Source organism: Brevundimonas sp., from assembly GCF_044239655.1.
Classification (GTDB): domain Bacteria; phylum Pseudomonadota; class Alphaproteobacteria; order Caulobacterales; family Caulobacteraceae; genus Brevundimonas.
In genome coordinates this window covers 16053-32552 of record NZ_JBIIAY010000018.1, presented here as the reverse complement: position 1 = coordinate 32552, position 16500 = coordinate 16053, and the positions used below count along the sequence as shown (strand labels likewise).

Annotated in this window: 18 protein-coding genes and 3 tRNA genes; 4 read left to right on the top strand and 17 right to left on the bottom strand. The window is 67.7% G+C overall.

The features are described from left to right. Nucleotides 1-1243: hypothetical protein (locus ACILQR_RS04135; RefSeq protein WP_395650231.1), on the top strand; the 1243-nt coding region annotated here is incomplete at its 5' end. 86 nt (nt 1244-1329) lie between these two features. Here the strand turns inward: ACILQR_RS04135 and ACILQR_RS04130 are convergent. Further along, entirely contained in the window at nt 1330-3729 is a 2400-nt protein-coding gene (locus ACILQR_RS04130; RefSeq protein WP_395650230.1) for a pre-peptidase C-terminal domain-containing protein, read from the bottom strand. A gap of 218 nt (nt 3730-3947) precedes the next feature. Here ACILQR_RS04130 and ACILQR_RS04125 point away from each other — a divergent pair, with 218 nt between their 5' ends. After that, a complete protein-coding gene (locus tag ACILQR_RS04125) occupies nt 3948-6095 on the top strand; it encodes a DEAD/DEAH box helicase (protein ID WP_395650229.1) in 2148 nt (715 codons plus the stop codon). A 155-nt stretch (nt 6096-6250) separates the two neighbouring features. On the opposite strand, the gene ACILQR_RS04120 is transcribed toward ACILQR_RS04125, so the two are convergent. The 14 genes from ACILQR_RS04120 to ACILQR_RS04055 form a co-directional block, all read right to left on the bottom strand. Then, nucleotides 6251-6327 (bottom strand) — tRNA-His (locus ACILQR_RS04120). Nucleotides 6328-6484: 157 nt separating this feature from the next. Beyond that, nucleotides 6485-7201, bottom strand: a complete 717-nt coding sequence (locus tag ACILQR_RS04115; RefSeq protein WP_395650228.1) for an energy transducer TonB — start codon at nt 7199-7201, stop codon at nt 6485-6487. Between the two features lie 15 nt (nt 7202-7216). Continuing rightward, nucleotides 7217-7648: an ExbD/TolR family protein gene (locus ACILQR_RS04110; RefSeq protein WP_395650227.1), complete on the bottom strand. Its 432-nt coding sequence runs from the start codon at nt 7646-7648 to the stop codon at nt 7217-7219. 5 nt (nt 7649-7653) lie between these two features. Next, on the bottom strand, nt 7654-8541 hold the full coding sequence (locus ACILQR_RS04105; RefSeq protein WP_395650226.1) for a MotA/TolQ/ExbB proton channel family protein: 888 nt from the start codon (nt 8539-8541) through the stop codon (nt 7654-7656). A gap of 252 nt (nt 8542-8793) precedes the next feature. Next, nucleotides 8794-9126, bottom strand: a complete 333-nt coding sequence (locus ACILQR_RS04100) for a hypothetical protein (RefSeq protein ID WP_395650225.1) — start codon at nt 9124-9126, stop codon at nt 8794-8796. An 890-nt stretch (nt 9127-10016) separates the two neighbouring features. Continuing rightward, a tRNA-Phe gene (locus tag ACILQR_RS04095) sits at nt 10017-10092 on the bottom strand. A gap of 74 nt (nt 10093-10166) precedes the next feature. Then, the gene (locus tag ACILQR_RS04090) at nt 10167-10358 is read right to left on the bottom strand and encodes a DNA gyrase inhibitor YacG (protein ID WP_395650224.1); all 192 of its coding nucleotides are present in this window, start codon (nt 10356-10358) and stop codon (nt 10167-10169) included. A gap of 2 nt (nt 10359-10360) precedes the next feature. Further along, the gene (locus ACILQR_RS04085; RefSeq protein ID WP_395650223.1) at nt 10361-11407 is read right to left on the bottom strand and encodes an RNA-binding protein; all 1047 of its coding nucleotides are present in this window, start codon (nt 11405-11407) and stop codon (nt 10361-10363) included. Continuing rightward, nucleotides 11407-11985, bottom strand: a complete 579-nt coding sequence (locus tag ACILQR_RS04080; protein ID WP_395650222.1) for a Maf family protein — start codon at nt 11983-11985, stop codon at nt 11407-11409. Before ACILQR_RS04080 ends, ACILQR_RS04085 begins: the two co-directional genes overlap by 1 nt. A 12-nt stretch (nt 11986-11997) precedes the next feature. Next, nucleotides 11998-12219, bottom strand: a complete 222-nt coding sequence (gene infA, locus ACILQR_RS04075; protein ID WP_271144945.1) for a translation initiation factor IF-1 — start codon at nt 12217-12219, stop codon at nt 11998-12000. Between the two features lie 103 nt (nt 12220-12322). Further along, the gene (locus tag ACILQR_RS04070) at nt 12323-12799 is read right to left on the bottom strand and encodes a UPF0262 family protein (protein ID WP_395650221.1); all 477 of its coding nucleotides are present in this window, start codon (nt 12797-12799) and stop codon (nt 12323-12325) included. After that, on the bottom strand, nt 12796-13308 hold the full coding sequence (locus tag ACILQR_RS04065) for a DUF2948 family protein (RefSeq protein ID WP_395650220.1): 513 nt from the start codon (nt 13306-13308) through the stop codon (nt 12796-12798). The genes ACILQR_RS04070 and ACILQR_RS04065 overlap by 4 nt, the downstream gene beginning before the upstream one ends. Next, entirely contained in the window at nt 13298-14602 is a 1305-nt protein-coding gene (murA, locus tag ACILQR_RS04060) for a UDP-N-acetylglucosamine 1-carboxyvinyltransferase (RefSeq protein ID WP_395650219.1), read from the bottom strand. The genes ACILQR_RS04065 and murA overlap by 11 nt, the downstream gene beginning before the upstream one ends. 118 nt (nt 14603-14720) lie before the next feature. Continuing rightward, nucleotides 14721-14885, bottom strand: coding sequence for a hypothetical protein (locus ACILQR_RS04055; RefSeq protein WP_395650218.1), 165 nt, complete (start codon nt 14883-14885; stop codon nt 14721-14723). A 96-nt stretch (nt 14886-14981) separates the two neighbouring features. Between ACILQR_RS04055 and ACILQR_RS04050 the strand changes: the two genes are divergently transcribed. Further along, nucleotides 14982-15056: transfer RNA gene (locus ACILQR_RS04050), tRNA-Thr, on the top strand. Between the two features lie 19 nt (nt 15057-15075). Here ACILQR_RS04050 and ACILQR_RS04045 read toward each other — a convergent pair. Together ACILQR_RS04045 and ACILQR_RS04040 are read right to left on the bottom strand one after the other, a co-directional pair. Then, nucleotides 15076-15681: a DUF4287 domain-containing protein gene (locus ACILQR_RS04045; RefSeq protein ID WP_395650217.1), complete on the bottom strand. Its 606-nt coding sequence runs from the start codon at nt 15679-15681 to the stop codon at nt 15076-15078. Beyond that, on the bottom strand, nt 15681-16037 hold the full coding sequence (locus tag ACILQR_RS04040; RefSeq protein ID WP_395650216.1) for a phage holin family protein: 357 nt from the start codon (nt 16035-16037) through the stop codon (nt 15681-15683). Before ACILQR_RS04040 ends, ACILQR_RS04045 begins: the two co-directional genes overlap by 1 nt. Nucleotides 16038-16157: 120 nt before the next feature. On the opposite strand from ACILQR_RS04040, the gene ACILQR_RS04035 reads away from it, so the two are divergent. Beyond that, nucleotides 16158-16466, top strand: a complete 309-nt coding sequence (locus ACILQR_RS04035; RefSeq protein WP_395650215.1) for a CsbD family protein — start codon at nt 16158-16160, stop codon at nt 16464-16466. Nucleotides 16467-16500: the final 34 nt, after the last annotated feature.

Here is a 16500-nt window from a genome sequence, read left to right as displayed (position 1 = left end):
TGGGGGCTGCGGCTCCAGCTGCGGTGGCGGCGGCGGCGGCGGCGGCGGCGGTGGCTACACCGGCGGCGGCGGTCACGGTGGCGGAGGCTACGGCGGTGGCGGTGGTCACGGCGGTGGCGGCTACGGCGGTGGTGGTCACGGCGGTGGCGGCGGCTGGAACCGGGGCGGCAACGTCAACGGCAACTTCAACAACAACGTCAACGTCAATGTGAACGCGAACTCCAACGCGAACTCGAACTCCAACAGCAACGCCAGCTACGGCCGCTCCGTCCTGAACGCCCGCGGCTATTCCGGTTACGGCCAGTACAGCATCGGTGGCGGTGGCGGCGGCTACGCCGGTGGCGGCGACGGCTTCTATCCCGCAGGTCCCGGCTATGGCGACGGCGGCGGTGGGGTCGCGATCTCCCACGACTACGGCTGTGTCGCCACGGCCGGCCCCAGCGCCCCCTTCGGCTATTCGGTCTCGGGCTTCGGCCGCCGCCTGGTGTCCCAGCAGGGCTCCTACGCGGCCTACTACGGCGGCCAGGGAACCTGTGGCGCTCCCGTGCCGATCCCGGCCGGCCCCTGCTGCGCCCCGGCCCCGGTCGGACCGTGCTGCACGGCGCCCGTCCCGCTCCCGACGCCCGTTCCCGTCTGCGGCCCCGGATACGGTGGCGGTTATGGTGGCGGCTACGGCGGTCGTTACGGCAGCCGTATCCCGCACGGTAGCGGCAATGCCTGCGGCCCGGTGGCACCGCCTCCCCCGCCGCCTTCCTACGGCTGCGGCGAGTGCAACGCGCCGGTCTACAGCCAGCCCTTCTACGGCCACGTCCCGGCCCCGGCCCCCGTCACCCTGCGCTCGCAAGGCGTCCGTGTGGCCTCGCCGCCGGTGAACGTCCCGCCGCAAGTCGTCTACATCCAGGGCCCGCCCGTCTGGGTCGACGCCCCGCCGGTCAACGTCGCCCCGGCCCAGATCTATCTGGAAGCGCCGAACGTCCGGGTCCGTCCGTCCGAGGTCACCGTGGCCCCGCCGGAAATCCACTACACCCCGGCCCAGGATCGCCCCGAGGACGACTGCTGCGATGCCGTTCACTCGTCCTCCCCGGCGGTCGATAGCCCCTACGTCACCCACGTCCCGCAGGGCGGCGAAGGCTACGGCGATCCCTATGTCATGCAGGCCCCGGTCGCGCCCGAACGGGATCTGAAGGACTACGCTCCTGGTCCGGGTTATGGCCCAACGACCGGCGAGACACAGTTCCAGTAGGGGCTGGGACGTCTTTCAGTGGGGGCTGAAAGACAGGGGCCGGCGAGCATTGCGGTGCTCGCCGGCCTTTCTGCGTCCAAGGGTGGTCAGTGGCTGCCCGCCCCCATCCGGCCGTTGTCGGCCAGGCGGATGACGACGTCGTCGACCTGAACGCCGCCACGGTCGATAACTAGGTTCTGGTAGTTGCGCTGGCCCTCCGATGTCTCGGCCTCGACGCCGGCGACCTCGGTGGTGAACTCGCGTCGCAGATAGGTGGCCAGTTCGCCGGCGGTCACCATGGTGTCGCCGTCGCCGTCCGCCTCACCCGACAGGCCCGAGCGCAGGAAGTGGGCGAGATAGCCACCGGCCTCGAACTTGTCGGCGACGGCGCTGGTCAGGTCCTCCTCGGAACTGAACAGGCCCATCACGCCGGGCCGATCCACGACGTTCCGCGCGAACCCGCCCGAGAAACAGCTGTCCAGCACCAGCAGCGACAGTCGGGTCCGCAGGGTGCCGAACAGCCGCGCCATCTCGCGATCAGAGATTTCGCCGTCGCTGAGCACGATGCCCTCGGACCGGCCGTCGGGCTCGATCGCGCTGACCTGGGACACCTCGCCTTCGGTCTGCGAGCCGTGGCCCGAGAAGAAGAACATGAACATGTCGTCCGGCCCGGCCTGCTGGGCCACGCGTCGGAAGGCGCTCTCGACGCTCGCGACCGTGGCCTGGGCATTGGTCAGGGTGACGCTGGCCGGGTTGAGTACGCCCTCGCGCCGCAGGGTCTCGGCCAGTTTCAGGGCATCGTCGTCGGTATAGGGCAGGTCCGACTGCGCATCGCCGTATTCGGACACCCCGACCATGATGGCATAGACGCGCGGCCCGCCCGGCACCGAGGCCTGGCGCGGCGAGCCCTGGCTAGGCATGACGCTGAAGCGGTACGACCCGGTCTCGCCGGCCTCGTAGGAGGTGACGGCGACGGTGTATTCACCGTCCTCGGCCAGGGCTGTGTCGAGGCGGCTGTTGGTGCCGTCGTCGCCGTCGTCGTTCTCGATCTGATTGCCCGAGGGGGTGGTCAGCATGATGTAGGCGTCAAACGCCGAGGAGGTCAGCTCCGCCGCCACCCGCTGACCCCGCCGACCCTGGAAGGTGAAGGTGTCGACGTACTCACCGCTGTCCAGCGTGTCGTCGCCGGCCTGGAGCGCCCCGCCGACCGTATCGCCGATGCGCAGACTTCCGCCCGTGCCCGGTCCCTGGCCACGCGGCGCGTTGGGTTGGGGTTGCGGGCGATAGCTGGAGCCGTCGCCGACCGACAGCCGGTAGCGGCCGCTCTCGCCGGCCTCATAGCTGGTCGCCGCGATCTCATAGGTTCCGTCGGCGGGCAGGGTGACGATCAGGCGGCTGTCGCGGCTGTCCTGCGCATCCGCATCGTCGTCGTTGAAGGCCGAGAAGCCGCCAGGGCCCTCGATCTGGAGGTATGGATCGAACTCGCCCGAAGACAGCCGCAGATCCAGCTCCTGACCACGCCTTCCGCGCAGGGTGAAGGTGTTGACGTATTCGCCGCTCGACAGGGTGCGAGCCCCCTGCCCCAGCCGGCCGTCGCGGGTTTCGCCGACCCGGATGGGGGCCCCGGAAGGGGCCGATTGCGATCGGTCAGGCTGTGGGGCCCGACCGTATCGGCCATTGCTGCCGCGCTCCTCGGCATAGACCTGACCGCCCTCTTCCAGCGTCAGGCTGTAGGCACCGGTCTCCCCGGCCTCGAATGTGGTGGCGGAGACCTGGACCTCGCCGTCGGCTGGGGCAGTGAAGGTGATGGCGCTGTCGGTGGAACCCCGGCTGCCGGGATCGTCGTCGTTGTCCTCGCTCAGCCCGCCCGGCCCCCGCGCCACCAGATAGGCATCGAAATCCCCGGACTGGAGGGTCAAGGTATAGGTCTGGCCACGCCGGGCACGGAACCGCCAGCCGTCGGCGTATTCGCCCGTGCTGAGCCGCGAGTCGCTGCGCTCCAAGGCCTCGCGCACCGTCGCGCCGGGCTGGAGGACGTTGTTCTGGCCCCGCCGCGCGCTGGCCCCGATGCGATCGGCGATGCTGCCGCCCACGCCGGTGCCCATACGACCCGCCTGGCCGCTCTGGAAGGCCAGGGTGTAGCGGCCGCTCTCGCCCGGTTCATAGCTGGTCGCCATGACGCGGTAGGTTCCGTCGGCCGGAAGGCGCAGATCCAGCGCCGCCGAGGTATCGCCGTCCTGACCGTCGTCGTTCTCATCCGAGAAATCGCCGGGGCCGTTGATCAGGAGATAGGGGTCGAAATCGCCCGAACTCATCGACAGGGACACCCGGTCCCCGGCCCGACCCTGGAAGGTCCAGGTATCGACGAACTCCCCCGAGTCCAGCTGCTCGTCACCCTGACGCAGGTCGCCGTATGCCGGCGCGCCGGGCTGTAACCGTTGCTGGGCATGGGCGGTGCCGCCGACGAGCGCGAGTGCGACCGTGGCCATAAGCAGTGATTTCGACATGAGACTCCCCCGAGTAACGCCGTGCAGTGATGACGCCGTTGGCCGAACTTGTCATCAGAGTCGATCGACGAGACCTAATATCTTCGCCGAACGCCGCGCGACAAACGCCGATGTCACCACCATTCGGCCTTGATATGGGCGCAGATGGCCGCCCCTTCACGAGACATCGCGACCGCGCGTATCTCGCCTTCGCGCCCAAAGCGCCCTACGAGACAATCATGCCCTTCCCCGCCAGTCATCCCGCGCTCGACCGCGCCCTTTCCGATCGCGGCTATGCCGAGCCGACCCCCGTCCAGGCCGCCGTGCTGGACGCCGCTCCCAACGACGACGGGTCCGGTCGCGACCTGCTGGTCTCGGCCCAGACCGGGTCGGGCAAGACCGTGGCCTTCGGCCTGGCCCTGGCGACGACCCTGCTGGGGGATGCGGAGAAGTTCACCGACTTCGGCAATCCCGTCGCCCTGGTCATCGCCCCGACCCGCGAACTGGCCCAGCAGGTCTCGTCGGAACTGCAATGGCTCTATGCCCAGACCGGAGCGCGGATCGTCTCCTGCGTCGGCGGCATGGACCCCAAGACCGAGCGTCGGGCGCTGGAACGCGGTGCCCATATCGTCGTCGGCACGCCGGGGCGTCTGCGTGACCATCTGGAACGCGGCGCGCTCGACCTGTCAGAAGCCAAGGCGGTCGTCCTCGACGAGGCCGACGAGATGCTGGACATGGGGTTCCAGGAGGATCTGACCTTCATCCTGGACGCCGCGCCGCCCGAGCGCCGGACCCTGCTGTTCTCCGCGACCCTGGCCCGTGACATCGTCCAGCTGGCCAAGACCTATCAGCGCGATGCCCTGCGCATCGATACGGTCGCCGGCAACAAGTCCCACGCCGACATCGAGTACAAGGCCATCCGCATCGCGCCGAACGAGATCGAGCTCGGGGTCGTCAATGTGCTCCGCTATTTCGAGGCCCCCGGTGCCCTGGTGTTCGCCAACACCCGTGAACGGGTCAAGCATCTGACGTCGTCCTTGCGCGAACGCGGCTTCTCGGTCGTGGGCCTGTCGGGCGAACTGACCCAGAGTGCGCGGTCCGAAGCATTGCAGGCGCTACGGGACGGCCATGCCCGGGTCTGCGTCGCCACCGACGTCGCGGCACGGGGTCTGGACCTGCCCGATCTGGGGCTGGTGATCCATGCCGAGATTCCGGTCAACAAGGCGGGCTTGCTGCACCGTTCGGGTCGGACGGGGCGGGCCGGCAAGAAGGGCGTCTCGGTCCTGCTGGTCAGCTATACGCGCCGCCGCAAGGTGGAGTTGATGCTGCAATCGGCCTCGATCGTCGCCGAATGGTCGGGGCCTCCGAGCGCGGAGATGATCCTCGAGAAGGACCGCGAGCGGCTGCTGGCCGATCCCGCCCTGACCGCGCCGGTCGACGACGAGGAAGCTCTGGAGCTGGGCAGGCTGCTGCTGGAGCGGACCACGCCCGAACAGGTCGCGGCCTCGCTGATCCGCCTGTATCGCCAGAAGCTGCCCGCGCCGGAAGACGTCTATGACGACGAGCGCATGAAGCGGGCCCAGGTCAGCGGCGTCAACGATCGCGGCCAGCGTGACGGCCCCCTGACCGACTTCGCCCGGGGCGGCGAGATGGTCTGGTTCCGGGTCAACATCGGCCGCGACAAGAATGCCGATCCGAAATGGCTGTTGCCGACCATCTGCCGCATCGGTCACGTGACCAAGGGCGACATCGGCTCGATCAAGATCTTTGATCGCGAGACCAAGTTCGAGATCACCAAGGCCGCCGAGGCCAAGTTCCGCGCCGCCGTCGCGACCTCGACCGAAGACGGCGTCACCGTCGCCGACGCCGTGGCACCGGGTCCGAAGGAGAAGCCCGCAAGCCGCTGGGACAAGAAGCCGGTCGGCGACGCAGGTGATCGTCCTGCCCGCAAACCCTGGGCCGACAAGAGCGAAGGCGGCACCTCGCCGAGGGGCGAGAAGAAGCCCTGGGTGAAGCGCGAGGACGGTGCCGCCACGGGTGAGAAGAAGCCGTGGGTCAAGCGTGAGGACAGCGCGCCAGCCGGCGAGAAGAAGCCCTGGGTCAAGCGGGACAAGCCGGAAGCGGCTGAGCGGACACCGTGGGCCGGCAAGGTCGATACTGGGGCTCCGGCCAAGAAGCCGTGGGTCAAGAAGGACGCTGGGGCTGCACCAAAGGCCGCCTGGGCACCGGCGTCGGACGCCCATCCCGCACCGGGCGGAGAACCGGCTTTCAAGGGCAAGCCCAAAGGCGGCGATCGGCCCTGGGGGGCGAAGGACGCACGGGGCAAACCCACCGCCAAGCCCGCCGGAGCCAAGCCGTTCAAGGGCAAGAAAAAGCCAAACGGTTGACCGCACCGCAGGCCTGATCTCTCAGCGCGCCGTTGCCCCAGGCAGCGGCGCGTTCTGCTGTGTCCCAAAAAGTTAGAAAAGCGTTTGACCCCATCGGCTGGCATCGAGTCGATGCGGCCTGCGGATACGCTGAAAGCGATCTGTGCCGCTGACGATGGTACCGCCTCTCAGGCTTGAACTGAGGACCTCCGGTTCCACAAACCGGCGCTCTAACCAACTGAGCTAAGGCGGCGCATCGATCGCGTGGGCCGACTGGCCCCGCGCGAGGGGTGGTCTTTAGCGGCGCTGTCCGAAGGGATCAAGCATCCATTGCAGGCCGCGAGGCCTGAACGCGAAAACGCCCCGAAGCGTTAGCTTCGGGGCGTTCCCGTATCGATGTCAGGCGGCGATCATTCGCCCAGGTTGAACGGCACCCGGACGGTGAAGGTCGCATTGGTCGCCGCGCCATCCACGGTGCGGGGCGAAAGCTGGCCCCGCTGGACGATACGCACGGCAGCCTGGCCGAAGCCCATGCCCGCTGGCGTTTCCGAAACCACCCGGCAGTTCGCCGGACGGCCGTTGGCCTGGGCGGTGCAGGAGACGGTCGCTGAGCCGCTGACGCCACGATCCATGGCGCGAGCCGGGAAGTCGTCGGCGGTCGGACGCGGAGGCCGCGACCAGGCCACGTTGGTGATGACCGACGGGCGAGGCGGAGCCGGAGGCGCAGGCGGAGGCGGAGGTCCGGGGACGATCACGGGGGGACCCGTGTATTCGACCCGGTCTTCCTTCTTCGTCGGCTCGATCGGCAGGGTGATCGGCGGCGGAGGCGCGTTGGGCACCACGACCGGAGGACGGACCTGCAGCTTGGGCGGCGGCGGGGTGTCCGGCGGAGGCGGCGGCGGCGGAGGGGGAGGAGGCGGCGGAGGCGGAGCAACGATGTCCACGTCCACAGCGTCGTCCTCGAACGCCACCTGTTGCATCTCGAACTTGGTCTTCTGGACCCAGATCACGAGCGCGACAAAGAGAACCAACACCACCGCCAAGGCGATGAGCCAGGTCACGGGCGACACCTTCTTGCGAGGGGCGTCGTAGCGACTGCGGTGATATTCGACGGGTGTATCTGTCATGTGATCTCCCGTTCCCTAACCTTTGTCTTCGCCGACGAGGGCGACGCTGTAGAAGCCGGCATCCTGCAGGGAATTCATCGCCTGCATGAAGTCGCCATATCGCGTGTCCTGGTCGCCGCGGATGTAGATCCGTTCCTTGGTCGGGTCCCGACGGCCGATCTGGGCCGTCAGGTCGCTACCGAGGGTGTCGTAGCTCGATTCACCGTCGCCGATGTAGACCCGGCCGTCCGTCGTGATCGAGATGAACACGGGCTTGGGCGGGTTGTCGGATGGCGGCACAAGAGCGATCGGAAGTTTCACTTCCACCCCCGGGGTGGCGACCGCAGACGCCACCATGAAGATGATCAGCAGGACGAGCATGATATCAACGAAAGGCGTGACGTTGATTTCTGCGTTCTGCTCGACGTGATACTTACCGCCGCCCGAACCTCCGAGTTTGGCGGCCATCCGTCTTAGGCTCCCTTGTCGAGCTGACGCGACACGGCGTTCAGCAGTTCAGCAGCAAAGCCGTCCGAACGGGTGCCATAGGCCGAGATGCGGGTGTTGAAGTAGTTGTACATCACGACGGCGGGGATAGCGGCGAACAGGCCGATACCGGTGGCCAGCAGAGCCTCGGCGATACCGGGGGCGACGGAGGCCAGGTTGGTCGTGTTCGACTGAACGATACCGATGAAGGAGTTCATGATGCCGTACACGGTACCGAACAGACCCACGAACGGGCCAATGGAGCCGGTCGAGGCCAGGAACTGCTGTCCACCGGACAGGCGAGCGGCGAGGCCGGCCTGAACTGCGGAAACGGCGTGCTGGGCACGGGCCAGGGCGTCATGCTTGTTGTCGCCGGCGACCGAGAGGCCCGACTGACGCGACAGTTCGATTTCCTCGGTGGCGGCAGCGGCCATGTCGGCCAGCGGGTTGCCGTCATAGGCTTCGTCGGTGGCCACGCGACGCATGTCGGCGAGGGTCCGGGTCTGGCGGAACTCTTCCAGGAAGCGGTCGGTCTTGCGGTTCAGGCTGCCGAACTCGAGCAGCTTGATGATGAGCAGGGTCCAGGAGAAGATCGAGGCCAGCAGCAGGCCGATCATGACGGCCTTAACGACCGGGGTCGCGATCATGAACATGTCGATCGGGGTCAGACCGGCGGCGCTGTGGCCACCGTCTTCGGCTTCGGCGGCAGGAGCGGCCGCAGGGGTCGCTGCCGGAGCCGGGGTCGTCGCTGCGGGAGCGGCGGCGGCCGGAGCGGCCGTGGCCGCGGGGTCCTGCGCAAGCGCGGGGCTGCTCGCCATCAGGACGGCGGCGCCGGCCAGGGCGAGGAGGATGTTCGTCTTCTTGCTATCCAGCATTTGTCGCCAGTTCCTGCTTTGTGGTCTGAAGCTATTTGACCTTGGAGACCGGCCGCGAAATGCGACCGCCCCCCCATGAAATTCGGTTTTGCCCCGACTGCCGAGCCAAAAGGCCGCAGGCGGAACGCCTTGTATCGCATCTGGTTGCCCCAAGGGGAACCATAGTCTGGTCGGCACCGCCGGGACGGGTCCGTGGATGTTGTCGACCTCGCGTTAATGCGAACGTGGTCAAGCGTCTTTGGCGAACGGTTATCAGAGCGTCAAGGGCGCAATGGTGCTTTTCGCCCGCAGAGCGAAACGAGCCTGCAAATCCATATGCAATGGGCAAAAACGGCGAAACGATGATGCATGAATCACATCGATTTCGTGCTGCGACGCAACATTTTGCCGTTTGCAGTGCAGCATAATGACAGCGAGGGACAGTAATTGTCTGGGGAATCGAGAAAGCGGCGCGGAGTTGGTGGTTAGTGGTTCGTGGTTAGTGGTTGTCGCATCTTCGACGCTGCGTGACTGCCGGGCGACAGAGCCCGCTGCCGGACCCGGCAACCAGTAATCGCAAATCACCAGCCACAAATCACTCTTCACACACGCCTCTTCGCCCTCACGCGCCGATGCGCTGAAGTTATGGGAAGGGCCGGCGGAGCGTCCGGGCTCTCACCCGGAAAAGAATAGAAAATGCCGTTTCGGCGAAAGACGAACGCTCCGCGCATGTGGTTTTCCGGGAGCTGTACGGCTCGTGTTTCCACGAACCAGCGGGGCTCTTAACCCCTTGCCGCTACCGCGCCCCCGGCGGGAGGGCGGGCGCCTTGCGTGCCCGTCCCCTGAACGATCCGACTCTCTGCGCCAGACCCTTTGACGGTCCGGGGCGACCCCGTCTTTCGACGGCGCCGGCATCCCCCAGTCCGATCCCGCTCCACACACCCCCGCCGCTACAAGATCGCAAGGCCTTGCGCCCTTCCCCGCGACGGGACGAAGAGCAGTATAGCCGCGTGGGATACCTGGGCGCGTAGATCGGGGCTACTCGGCGTCAGAAACGGTCGTATCCCTCGGCAGGGCAAGGGATCGGGTCGGCTGAAGTTCGCGAGTTGGAGGCGTCGGACAAGCCAGAATTCTCTGCTTATTCCGCTGAGCCAGGAGTCTGGAGACGCGCTGAGGCCGTCCCTCTCCCATTGGGAGAGGGCTTGAGCGCACGGCGGCGCAGCCATCGTTCTTGCGCGAAAGGGTGAGGGCGGATGCTTCTGTCGGCGACAGCCGGATCACCGTCCGTGCGACGGCTTCGCCGACGGACAGACCCGACCCTCATCCGTCCGCTTCGCGGCCACTTCTCCCAACGGGAGAAGGAAAGAAAAGCCGCTGTCGATACATTGGCGGCGGCCCAAGACTCAGGCCCGGGCGGCGCACCTCGCAGCATCGACACCGAGAGCGGACAGGCGGCGGCGGACGGGGAGGAAAATTGGCGATGTCACGAGAAGGAATGGTGCCTGGGGGCGGATTCGAACCACCGACACGCGGATTTTCAATCCGCTGCTCTACCAACTGAGCTACCCAGGCGCACACGACCCGGAGCCGAGGGCGTCGCGGGAGCGGGGTCTATAATCGAGCCGATCCGGGGTGTCCAGCGTCGTTCAGCCGTCTTCGCCGCCTTGTCGCGATCCGGGACCGGCCGGAGCGTCGTCGGTGGGCTCGTCGTCGCGGACGGGGATGGCGTATCCTCCGCTGAACCACTTGCCCAGATCGACGTCGGCGCAGCGGCGCGAACAGAAGGGGCGGTATTCGGGGACGGCCGGATGCCGTTTGCAGATCGGACAGGTCGCCATGGTCAGGCCTCGCGGATTTCACTGCGTCCGGGCAGAACGCCGGGATCGGGCTTAAGTCCCGCACGGGGCCCAAGACGCGAGACCAACTCAGCGGCAAGAGCGGCCTCGGCCGGGGCGCAGTGCATGACCAGGCGCGGGATCGTGGTGTCGGACAGGATCGCTTGACGCAGCCGCCGAACGATGTCGAGCGTCCGGGTCAGTGGGGTCTGGCGACCAACCCAGCCGTTCAGGACGTCTTCCAGTGGTGTTCGCCGCCACGGCAGGGCCAGTTGGAGAACGCCGAACCGGTTCAGTGGTCCGTAGGCGATGTCCGGGGCGGTGTCCGGGTCGGCACCAAAGGCCGCCCTGGCCTCGGCGGCGACGATCGCCGCATCGTGGCCCGTTCCGATCAGATCGATCGCGACCAGTCCACCCCAGCGCTTGAGCCGGATCAGCCGGGCGGCGTGGACGAGGCCAAGCCGGTTCGCAGCCGTCCTGCCCTTTCGTCCGTCACGACCCGGCAGGCCGACATAGTCGATATCGACCGCGATCAGGGCGCGGGTCCGCTGGACCGCCAGATCGAGACCGATCTCGGCGTAGAAGTCGCCATCGGCCAGCGCCTCTTCCTCGGCGTCCCACGATGCCTGAATGGCGGCGACACCGCTCTGGACCGGGACGCCGGGGGCGAGGCGGGCAAGATCGTCGGCAACCGTCGGACCGGGCGTCAGAAGGCGCGGATCGCCCTCGGCCGCGCCGATCAGGCGCAGGGCCGGCCCTTTGCGCTCGCGGGGTTCGGCGACGACCTCGACCTCGACGGCCTGGCCGACGTGCAAGGGCATGGCCTTGGAGAAGGGCAGGAAGCCCATGGGGGGCTCGCCGCCCAGATCGACGAAGGCGGCACCCAGGCCGGGGTCGGCCTCCACCACCCGGCCGACAATGCGGGCACCCAGACGGTGGGTCGGCTCGTCGGTCTCGCGCTGGATCAGCAGGGTCTCGAACCGGCCGTCCCGCGCGATGATGCCCCGGGTCTCGCCGGGCTGTTCGTCGAGGAAGACCTCCGTCTCGGGCATCAGCCGCGCCGCCAGCCCGCGCCGGCCAGCAGGTTGACGGTCTCGAACAGCGGCAGGCCCATGACGGCGGGATAGGAGCCGACGATGCGGGTCACGAAGGCCCCAGCCGGGCCCTGGATGCCATATCCGCCCGCCTTGCCGCGCCAGTCGCCGCCGGCGACGTAGGACGCGATCTCGGCGGGCGAGAGGACCTTGAACGACACGCGGGTGTCGACGACGCGGTGGATTGTCCGCTCGCCCGTCGCGACGGCGACGCCGGTGAAGACGCGGTGATTGCGGCCGGACAGCAGGGTCAGGAATTTCGTCGCCTCGGCCTCGTCGGCCGGCTTTTCCAGCAGGCGGCGACCGACGGCGACGACGGTGTCGGCGGCCAGGACCACGGCACCGGGCGACCGGGCGGCGACCACCTCGGCCTTGGACCGGGCCAGGCGGGCGGCGAGGCGCGACGGGGTTTCGTCGCGGCCGGGCGTCTCGTCGATATCGGCGGGGTCGATGCGATCGGGGGTGATGCCGATCAGCGCCAGCAATTCGATGCGGCGCGGGCTGGCCGAGGCCAGCACCAGGTCCGGGCGGCTCACGCGAGCCTGCCCTTACTTGAAGCGGTAGGTGATGCGGCCCTTGGTGAGATCATAGGGGGTCATCTCGACCAGCACCTTGTCTCCGGCCAGGACGCGGATGCGGTTCTTGCGCATCTTGCCGGCGGTGTGGGCGATGATCTCGTGGCCGCCCTCTTCCAGGGTCACGCGAAAGGTCGCGTTCGGAAGCAGTTCCGACACCGTACCGGGAAACTCGAGCAGTTCTTCCTTAGCCATGCGGCCTCTCACGCCCGGTGAATACGAATCTGGGCCCGCGCCGGGCGAAGCGCGAGCCGTAAGAAGGGGCGGCTAATGCACGAAGATGGCGGGGAAGTCGAGTTCAGCCGCGCCGATACAGGGCGCACACCAGCGTAAACAGCCGACGGGCCGTCTCGTGATCGACCACGACCTTGCCCTCGAGCCGCTGTTTCAGCAGTTCGGCCCCTTCGTTGTGCAGGCCGCGACGGCCCATGTCGACGGCCTCGATCTGGCTGGGCGAGGAACCGCGCAGGGCCTCGTAATAGCTGTCGCAGATCAGCAGATAGTCCTTGAGGACCGTCTTCATCGGCGTCAGCGACAGCGCATAGGTCCGGGCGAAGCCCTCGGCGGCACCCTGTCCCGCGATGTCGAACACCAGCCGGTTATCCTGGAGCGACAGGGCCAGGGCATAGGGGCCGACGTCCGAACCGGCGGGTTCGAAGCTGTTCTTCTCGACCAGGTCGAAGATGGCGACGCGGCGTTCGTGCTCGATCTCGGCGGTCGCGGCCGGAAGGGTGGCGGCGTCCAGGGTGATGGAGGCCAGGCGGTGTTCGCTCATGTCTCTGAATCCTCGCCGTCGAGGTGGGTGGGAGCGACCCGCGCTTCCCAGCGGTCGGACAGGTCGGCGACCACGGCGTCCAGGCATTCGACCTCGGCTCTCAGGTCGCCGCCGCCTGCGAACATCAGGGTGACCTTGCCGCCGGGCGCCTCGCCCTCCTCGAAATCAATGGCGAGCAGTTCCAGCGGGGTGTCGGGCAGGCGCGGCAGGCCCCGGCTCTTGACCGCCAGGACGTCGCCGAACTGCATGGCCGCCATGACCCGGGTGCCACCGCACTCCCAGCAGAAGCGGCTGAGCGTCAGGGTCAGACGGCGCGCTGGCCGCTCCCAGACGATGTCGGCGGGCCTGAGGATGGCGTCCTGAAGTGCGGCGGATATGATGGCCAGGTCCTCGGCGTCCTCGGCCAGAAGTCGCAGGGGCTCGTTGGTGCCGGATTTCGTGCTTTCGACCTGGGCCGCGACCTCGGCCTCGGTCGGGGCAGCGGGCTGGATATCAGTATCAGTGCTCATCGGCGGGACCTTCCACCGGTGGTCCGTGGATGCGCCGGATCTCGGCCCCGCAGGCACCGAGCTTTTCTTCCAGCCGCTCGAAGCCGCGATCCAGGTGATAGACCCGGCCGATCGTGGTCTCGCCCTCGGCGGCGAGACCGGCGATCACCAGACTGACCGAGGCGCGCAGGTCGGTGGCCATGACGGGGGCTCCGCGCAGCCATTCGACGCCGGTGACCTTGGCCTCGCCCGCGTGGACGGCGATCTGGGCCCCCAGCCGGCCCAGCTCGGGCGCGTGCATGAAGCGGTTCTCGAAGATGTTCTCGTGGATGGTGCTGACGCCCTCCGCCGTCGTCATCAGGGCCATGAACTGTGCCTGCAGGTCGGTGGCGAAGCCGGGATAGACCTCGGTCTGAACGTCAACGGCCTTGAGCCGTTGCGAACGGTCGCGCTTGACCCGCACGCCGTCCTCGGTCGGCGTGACCTCGACCCCGGCCTCGATCATGCGATCGGTCAAGGCGTCGATCAGCTCGGGCCGCGCCTTCGTCAGCCGCACGTCGCCGCCTGCCATGGCCACGGCACAGGCATAGGACCCCATCTCGATCCGGTCGGGGATGACCGCCCAGTCGGTGCCGGTCAGGGAGGTCACGCCGGTGATGGTCAGGGTGTCGGTATCCACCCCTTCGATCTTCGCGCCCATGGAGATCAGGCAGCGGACGAGGTCGCCGATCTCGGGCTCGCGCGCCGCCCGCTTCAGCACGGACGTGCCGCGCGCCAGGACCGCCGCCATCAAAGTGTGTTCGGTGGCCCCGACCGAGACGAACGGAAACTCGATCTCGGCCCCGCGCAGGCCTTTCGGTGCCATGGCCGAGACATAGCCCTGGTCCATCTCGATGGAGGCCCCCAGCTTGGACAGGGCGTCGATGTGCAGATCGACGGGCCGGGCCCCGATGGTACAGCCGCCCGGCAGGGAGACCTTGGCATGACCGGTGCGCGCCAGCAGCGGCCCCAGCACGTTGAACGAGGCCCGCATCTGGCGCACCAGATCATAGGGGGCGAAGGTCGAGGTGATCGACCCGGCGTCGAATACGGTCTGCTGGCCGTCCGCCCCGTCCGACTCGGTCACCGTCACGCCGAACTGGCGCAGCAGCTGGCCCAGGAATTTCGTGTCGGCCAGACGCGGCATATTGGTCAGTCGCACCGGCTGGTCGGTCAGCAGGGTGGCGGCCATCAGCTTGATCGCCGAATTCTTGGCGCCGCTGACCGGGATCTCCCCGTAGAGCTGAGTTCCGCCCTGTACCGCGATGCTGTCCATGTCGTTCCTGATTCGGATCGTCAGAGGGCGGAAGGGCCAGAGGTCCGACGAAGGGTCGGCTATCTAGCGCGGCCGTACCGTCCAGCGAAAGGCCCGGAGGCCCCGTGCCCGATGACTTTCAGTTGCCGGGGCGGGCCGGCGGCCGGTGCGCGACCTTGCGCCGACGCAGGTTGTCACGCAGCGCCGAGGCCAGCCGCGCGGCCTTTGCCGCCTGTTCGGGCGACCGCGCGGGCGGCGGGGCGGGCGTGGCCACGGGGGTGGGTGGATCGGGCGCTTCGGTCATCCCCACATCAAGCCTTGGAATTCTTTCCGAGCCAAGCGGCTTTTCGGGCTTCCCCCCCGCCGGTCAGTTGGCTATACGCCCGGTTCCTCAGATTTGGCCGCCGTAGCTCAGTGGTAGAGCGCATCCTTGGTAAGGCTGAGGTCGTGGGTTCGATTCCCCCCGGCGGCACCATCTAAGACAGTCGTGGCTCTCAGCCCGACGCCAGACCGCGTTCGGCCGCAAGGCTGAAAAGGCGGTTGACCTCCACATCGACCTGATCGGCATCGTCCAGTTCGACGATCGAGGTCAGGCGTTCGGACCAGCTTTCCTTGCGGACTGACGGCGACAGCCGAGGCGATGTGGCCGGATCCAGCTTCAGGCCCAGCAAGGCCCGACCACTCTTGAGAGGGCGCATGGCGGCGAACTGCACGGTGCGGCTGAACGCGGTGTAGCCCTTGCGCTGACCGACGATGACGCCCTCGACCTGGATCGCGACGCGCTCGACGGCTTCGAGAATGGCCAGGCAGGCCGGTTCCTTCCACAGCGCTCCACGCAGAGCCTGGGGGTCTTCCCAGCCCATGCCCGGCGTCGGCTTCATGGCGTCCAGAATATGCGCCGCATGGTTCTGGAGCACGCCGTGTTCGGCCTTGAGCCAGGCGGTCTGCGCGCGCGGCGTCGTCTCCGGGCAGGTCTTCATGATCTCGAGCCAGGCCGTCAGAGGCTTGCCGGTGTTCATCTCGAAATTCGCCTGGACGGTGGCGAACCACTTCCTCTGGCGCTCGGTCAGAACGACGCCGCCGGGCTCGGGGGCGGGCATCAGTCCTTCGACTTTCCATCGCCGATGAAGGCACCGGCGATCCAGCTGACGATACCGGTGACGATGGCCGCGCCGATGCCGGCGCCCAGGCCCTCGACCACGAAGCCGCCCAGCAGCATGGCGACGAAGCCGATGGTGGCGGCGTTCACGACCAGAAGGAACAGCCCCAGGGTCACCACGGTGATCGGGAAGGTCAGAACCACCAGGATGGGTCGCACCACGGCGTTGACCAGCCCCAGCAGAACGGCGGCGAGCAGCAGGCTGGGGGTGTCGGTAAAGGCCACACCCGGCACGATGGCCGAGGCGAGCCACAGGCCGGCGGCCGTGACCAGAAACTGGACGATGAACCTCAACATGGGCGTCTCCTTGATCGCGGACCAAGCTTAGCAGAAAATCACGGCTGTCAGTGTCGCAGGGCGGAACCGCAGATGACGGCGTGCGCTTTCGGGACACGCAACTGCACAAAGGGGATAACCATGACCGACAACCGCATCGACGGCGCCGCCACCGGCCTGACCGGCAAGCTTCAGGAAGGCCTCGGCCGCCTGACGGGCGATTCCAAGCTTCAGCTCGACGGCAAGCTGAACGAGGTGAAGGGCAAGTATCTGGACGTCTATGGTCGCGGGCTGGACCGCCTGGACGGCTTTGCCGCCAAGGCACCGACGGACTTGCAGGAACCGGTCCGTGCCGGCCTCGACTTCGCGCGCCGCAAGCCCTTCCTGACCACCGCGATCGTGGCGGGCCTCGGCCTGCTTCTGGCGGGTGCCGGCGGTCGTCGCCGCTAGTCTTCGTCCGCATCGACGCGATTGAAAAAGCCGC

What these genes read in the sequence shown, in the direction of transcription:
- ACILQR_RS04090 (WP_395650224.1), bottom strand. Translation starts at nt 10,358, where the DNA reads ATGGCGACCTGTCCGATCTGCAAACGGCATCCGGCCGTCCCCGAATAC.
- ACILQR_RS04045 (WP_395650217.1), bottom strand. Translation starts at nt 15,681, where the DNA reads ATGCCCGCCCCCGAGCCCGGCGGCGTCGTTCTGACCGAGCGCCAGAGG.
- ACILQR_RS04055 (WP_395650218.1), bottom strand. Translation starts at nt 14,885, where the DNA reads ATGACCGAAGCGCCCGATCCACCCACCCCCGTGGCCACGCCCGCCCCG.
- ACILQR_RS04110 (WP_395650227.1), bottom strand. Translation starts at nt 7,648, where the DNA reads ATGGCCGCCAAACTCGGAGGTTCGGGCGGCGGTAAGTATCACGTCGAG.
- ACILQR_RS04035 (WP_395650215.1), top strand. Translation starts at nt 16,158, where the DNA reads ATGACCGACAACCGCATCGACGGCGCCGCCACCGGCCTGACCGGCAAG.
- ACILQR_RS04105 (WP_395650226.1), bottom strand. Translation starts at nt 8,541, where the DNA reads ATGCTGGATAGCAAGAAGACGAACATCCTCCTCGCCCTGGCCGGCGCC.
- ACILQR_RS04125 (WP_395650229.1), top strand. Translation starts at nt 3,948, where the DNA reads ATGCCCTTCCCCGCCAGTCATCCCGCGCTCGACCGCGCCCTTTCCGAT.
- ACILQR_RS04130 (WP_395650230.1), bottom strand. Translation starts at nt 3,729, where the DNA reads ATGTCGAAATCACTGCTTATGGCCACGGTCGCACTCGCGCTCGTCGGC.
- ACILQR_RS04085 (WP_395650223.1), bottom strand. Translation starts at nt 11,407, where the DNA reads ATGCCCGAGACGGAGGTCTTCCTCGACGAACAGCCCGGCGAGACCCGG.
- ACILQR_RS04115 (WP_395650228.1), bottom strand. Translation starts at nt 7,201, where the DNA reads ATGACAGATACACCCGTCGAATATCACCGCAGTCGCTACGACGCCCCT.
- ACILQR_RS04070 (WP_395650221.1), bottom strand. Translation starts at nt 12,799, where the DNA reads ATGAGCGAACACCGCCTGGCCTCCATCACCCTGGACGCCGCCACCCTT.
- infA (WP_271144945.1), bottom strand. Translation starts at nt 12,219, where the DNA reads ATGGCTAAGGAAGAACTGCTCGAGTTTCCCGGTACGGTGTCGGAACTG.
- ACILQR_RS04065 (WP_395650220.1), bottom strand. Translation starts at nt 13,308, where the DNA reads ATGAGCACTGATACTGATATCCAGCCCGCTGCCCCGACCGAGGCCGAG.
- murA (WP_395650219.1), bottom strand. Translation starts at nt 14,602, where the DNA reads ATGGACAGCATCGCGGTACAGGGCGGAACTCAGCTCTACGGGGAGATC.
- ACILQR_RS04040 (WP_395650216.1), bottom strand. Translation starts at nt 16,037, where the DNA reads ATGTTGAGGTTCATCGTCCAGTTTCTGGTCACGGCCGCCGGCCTGTGG.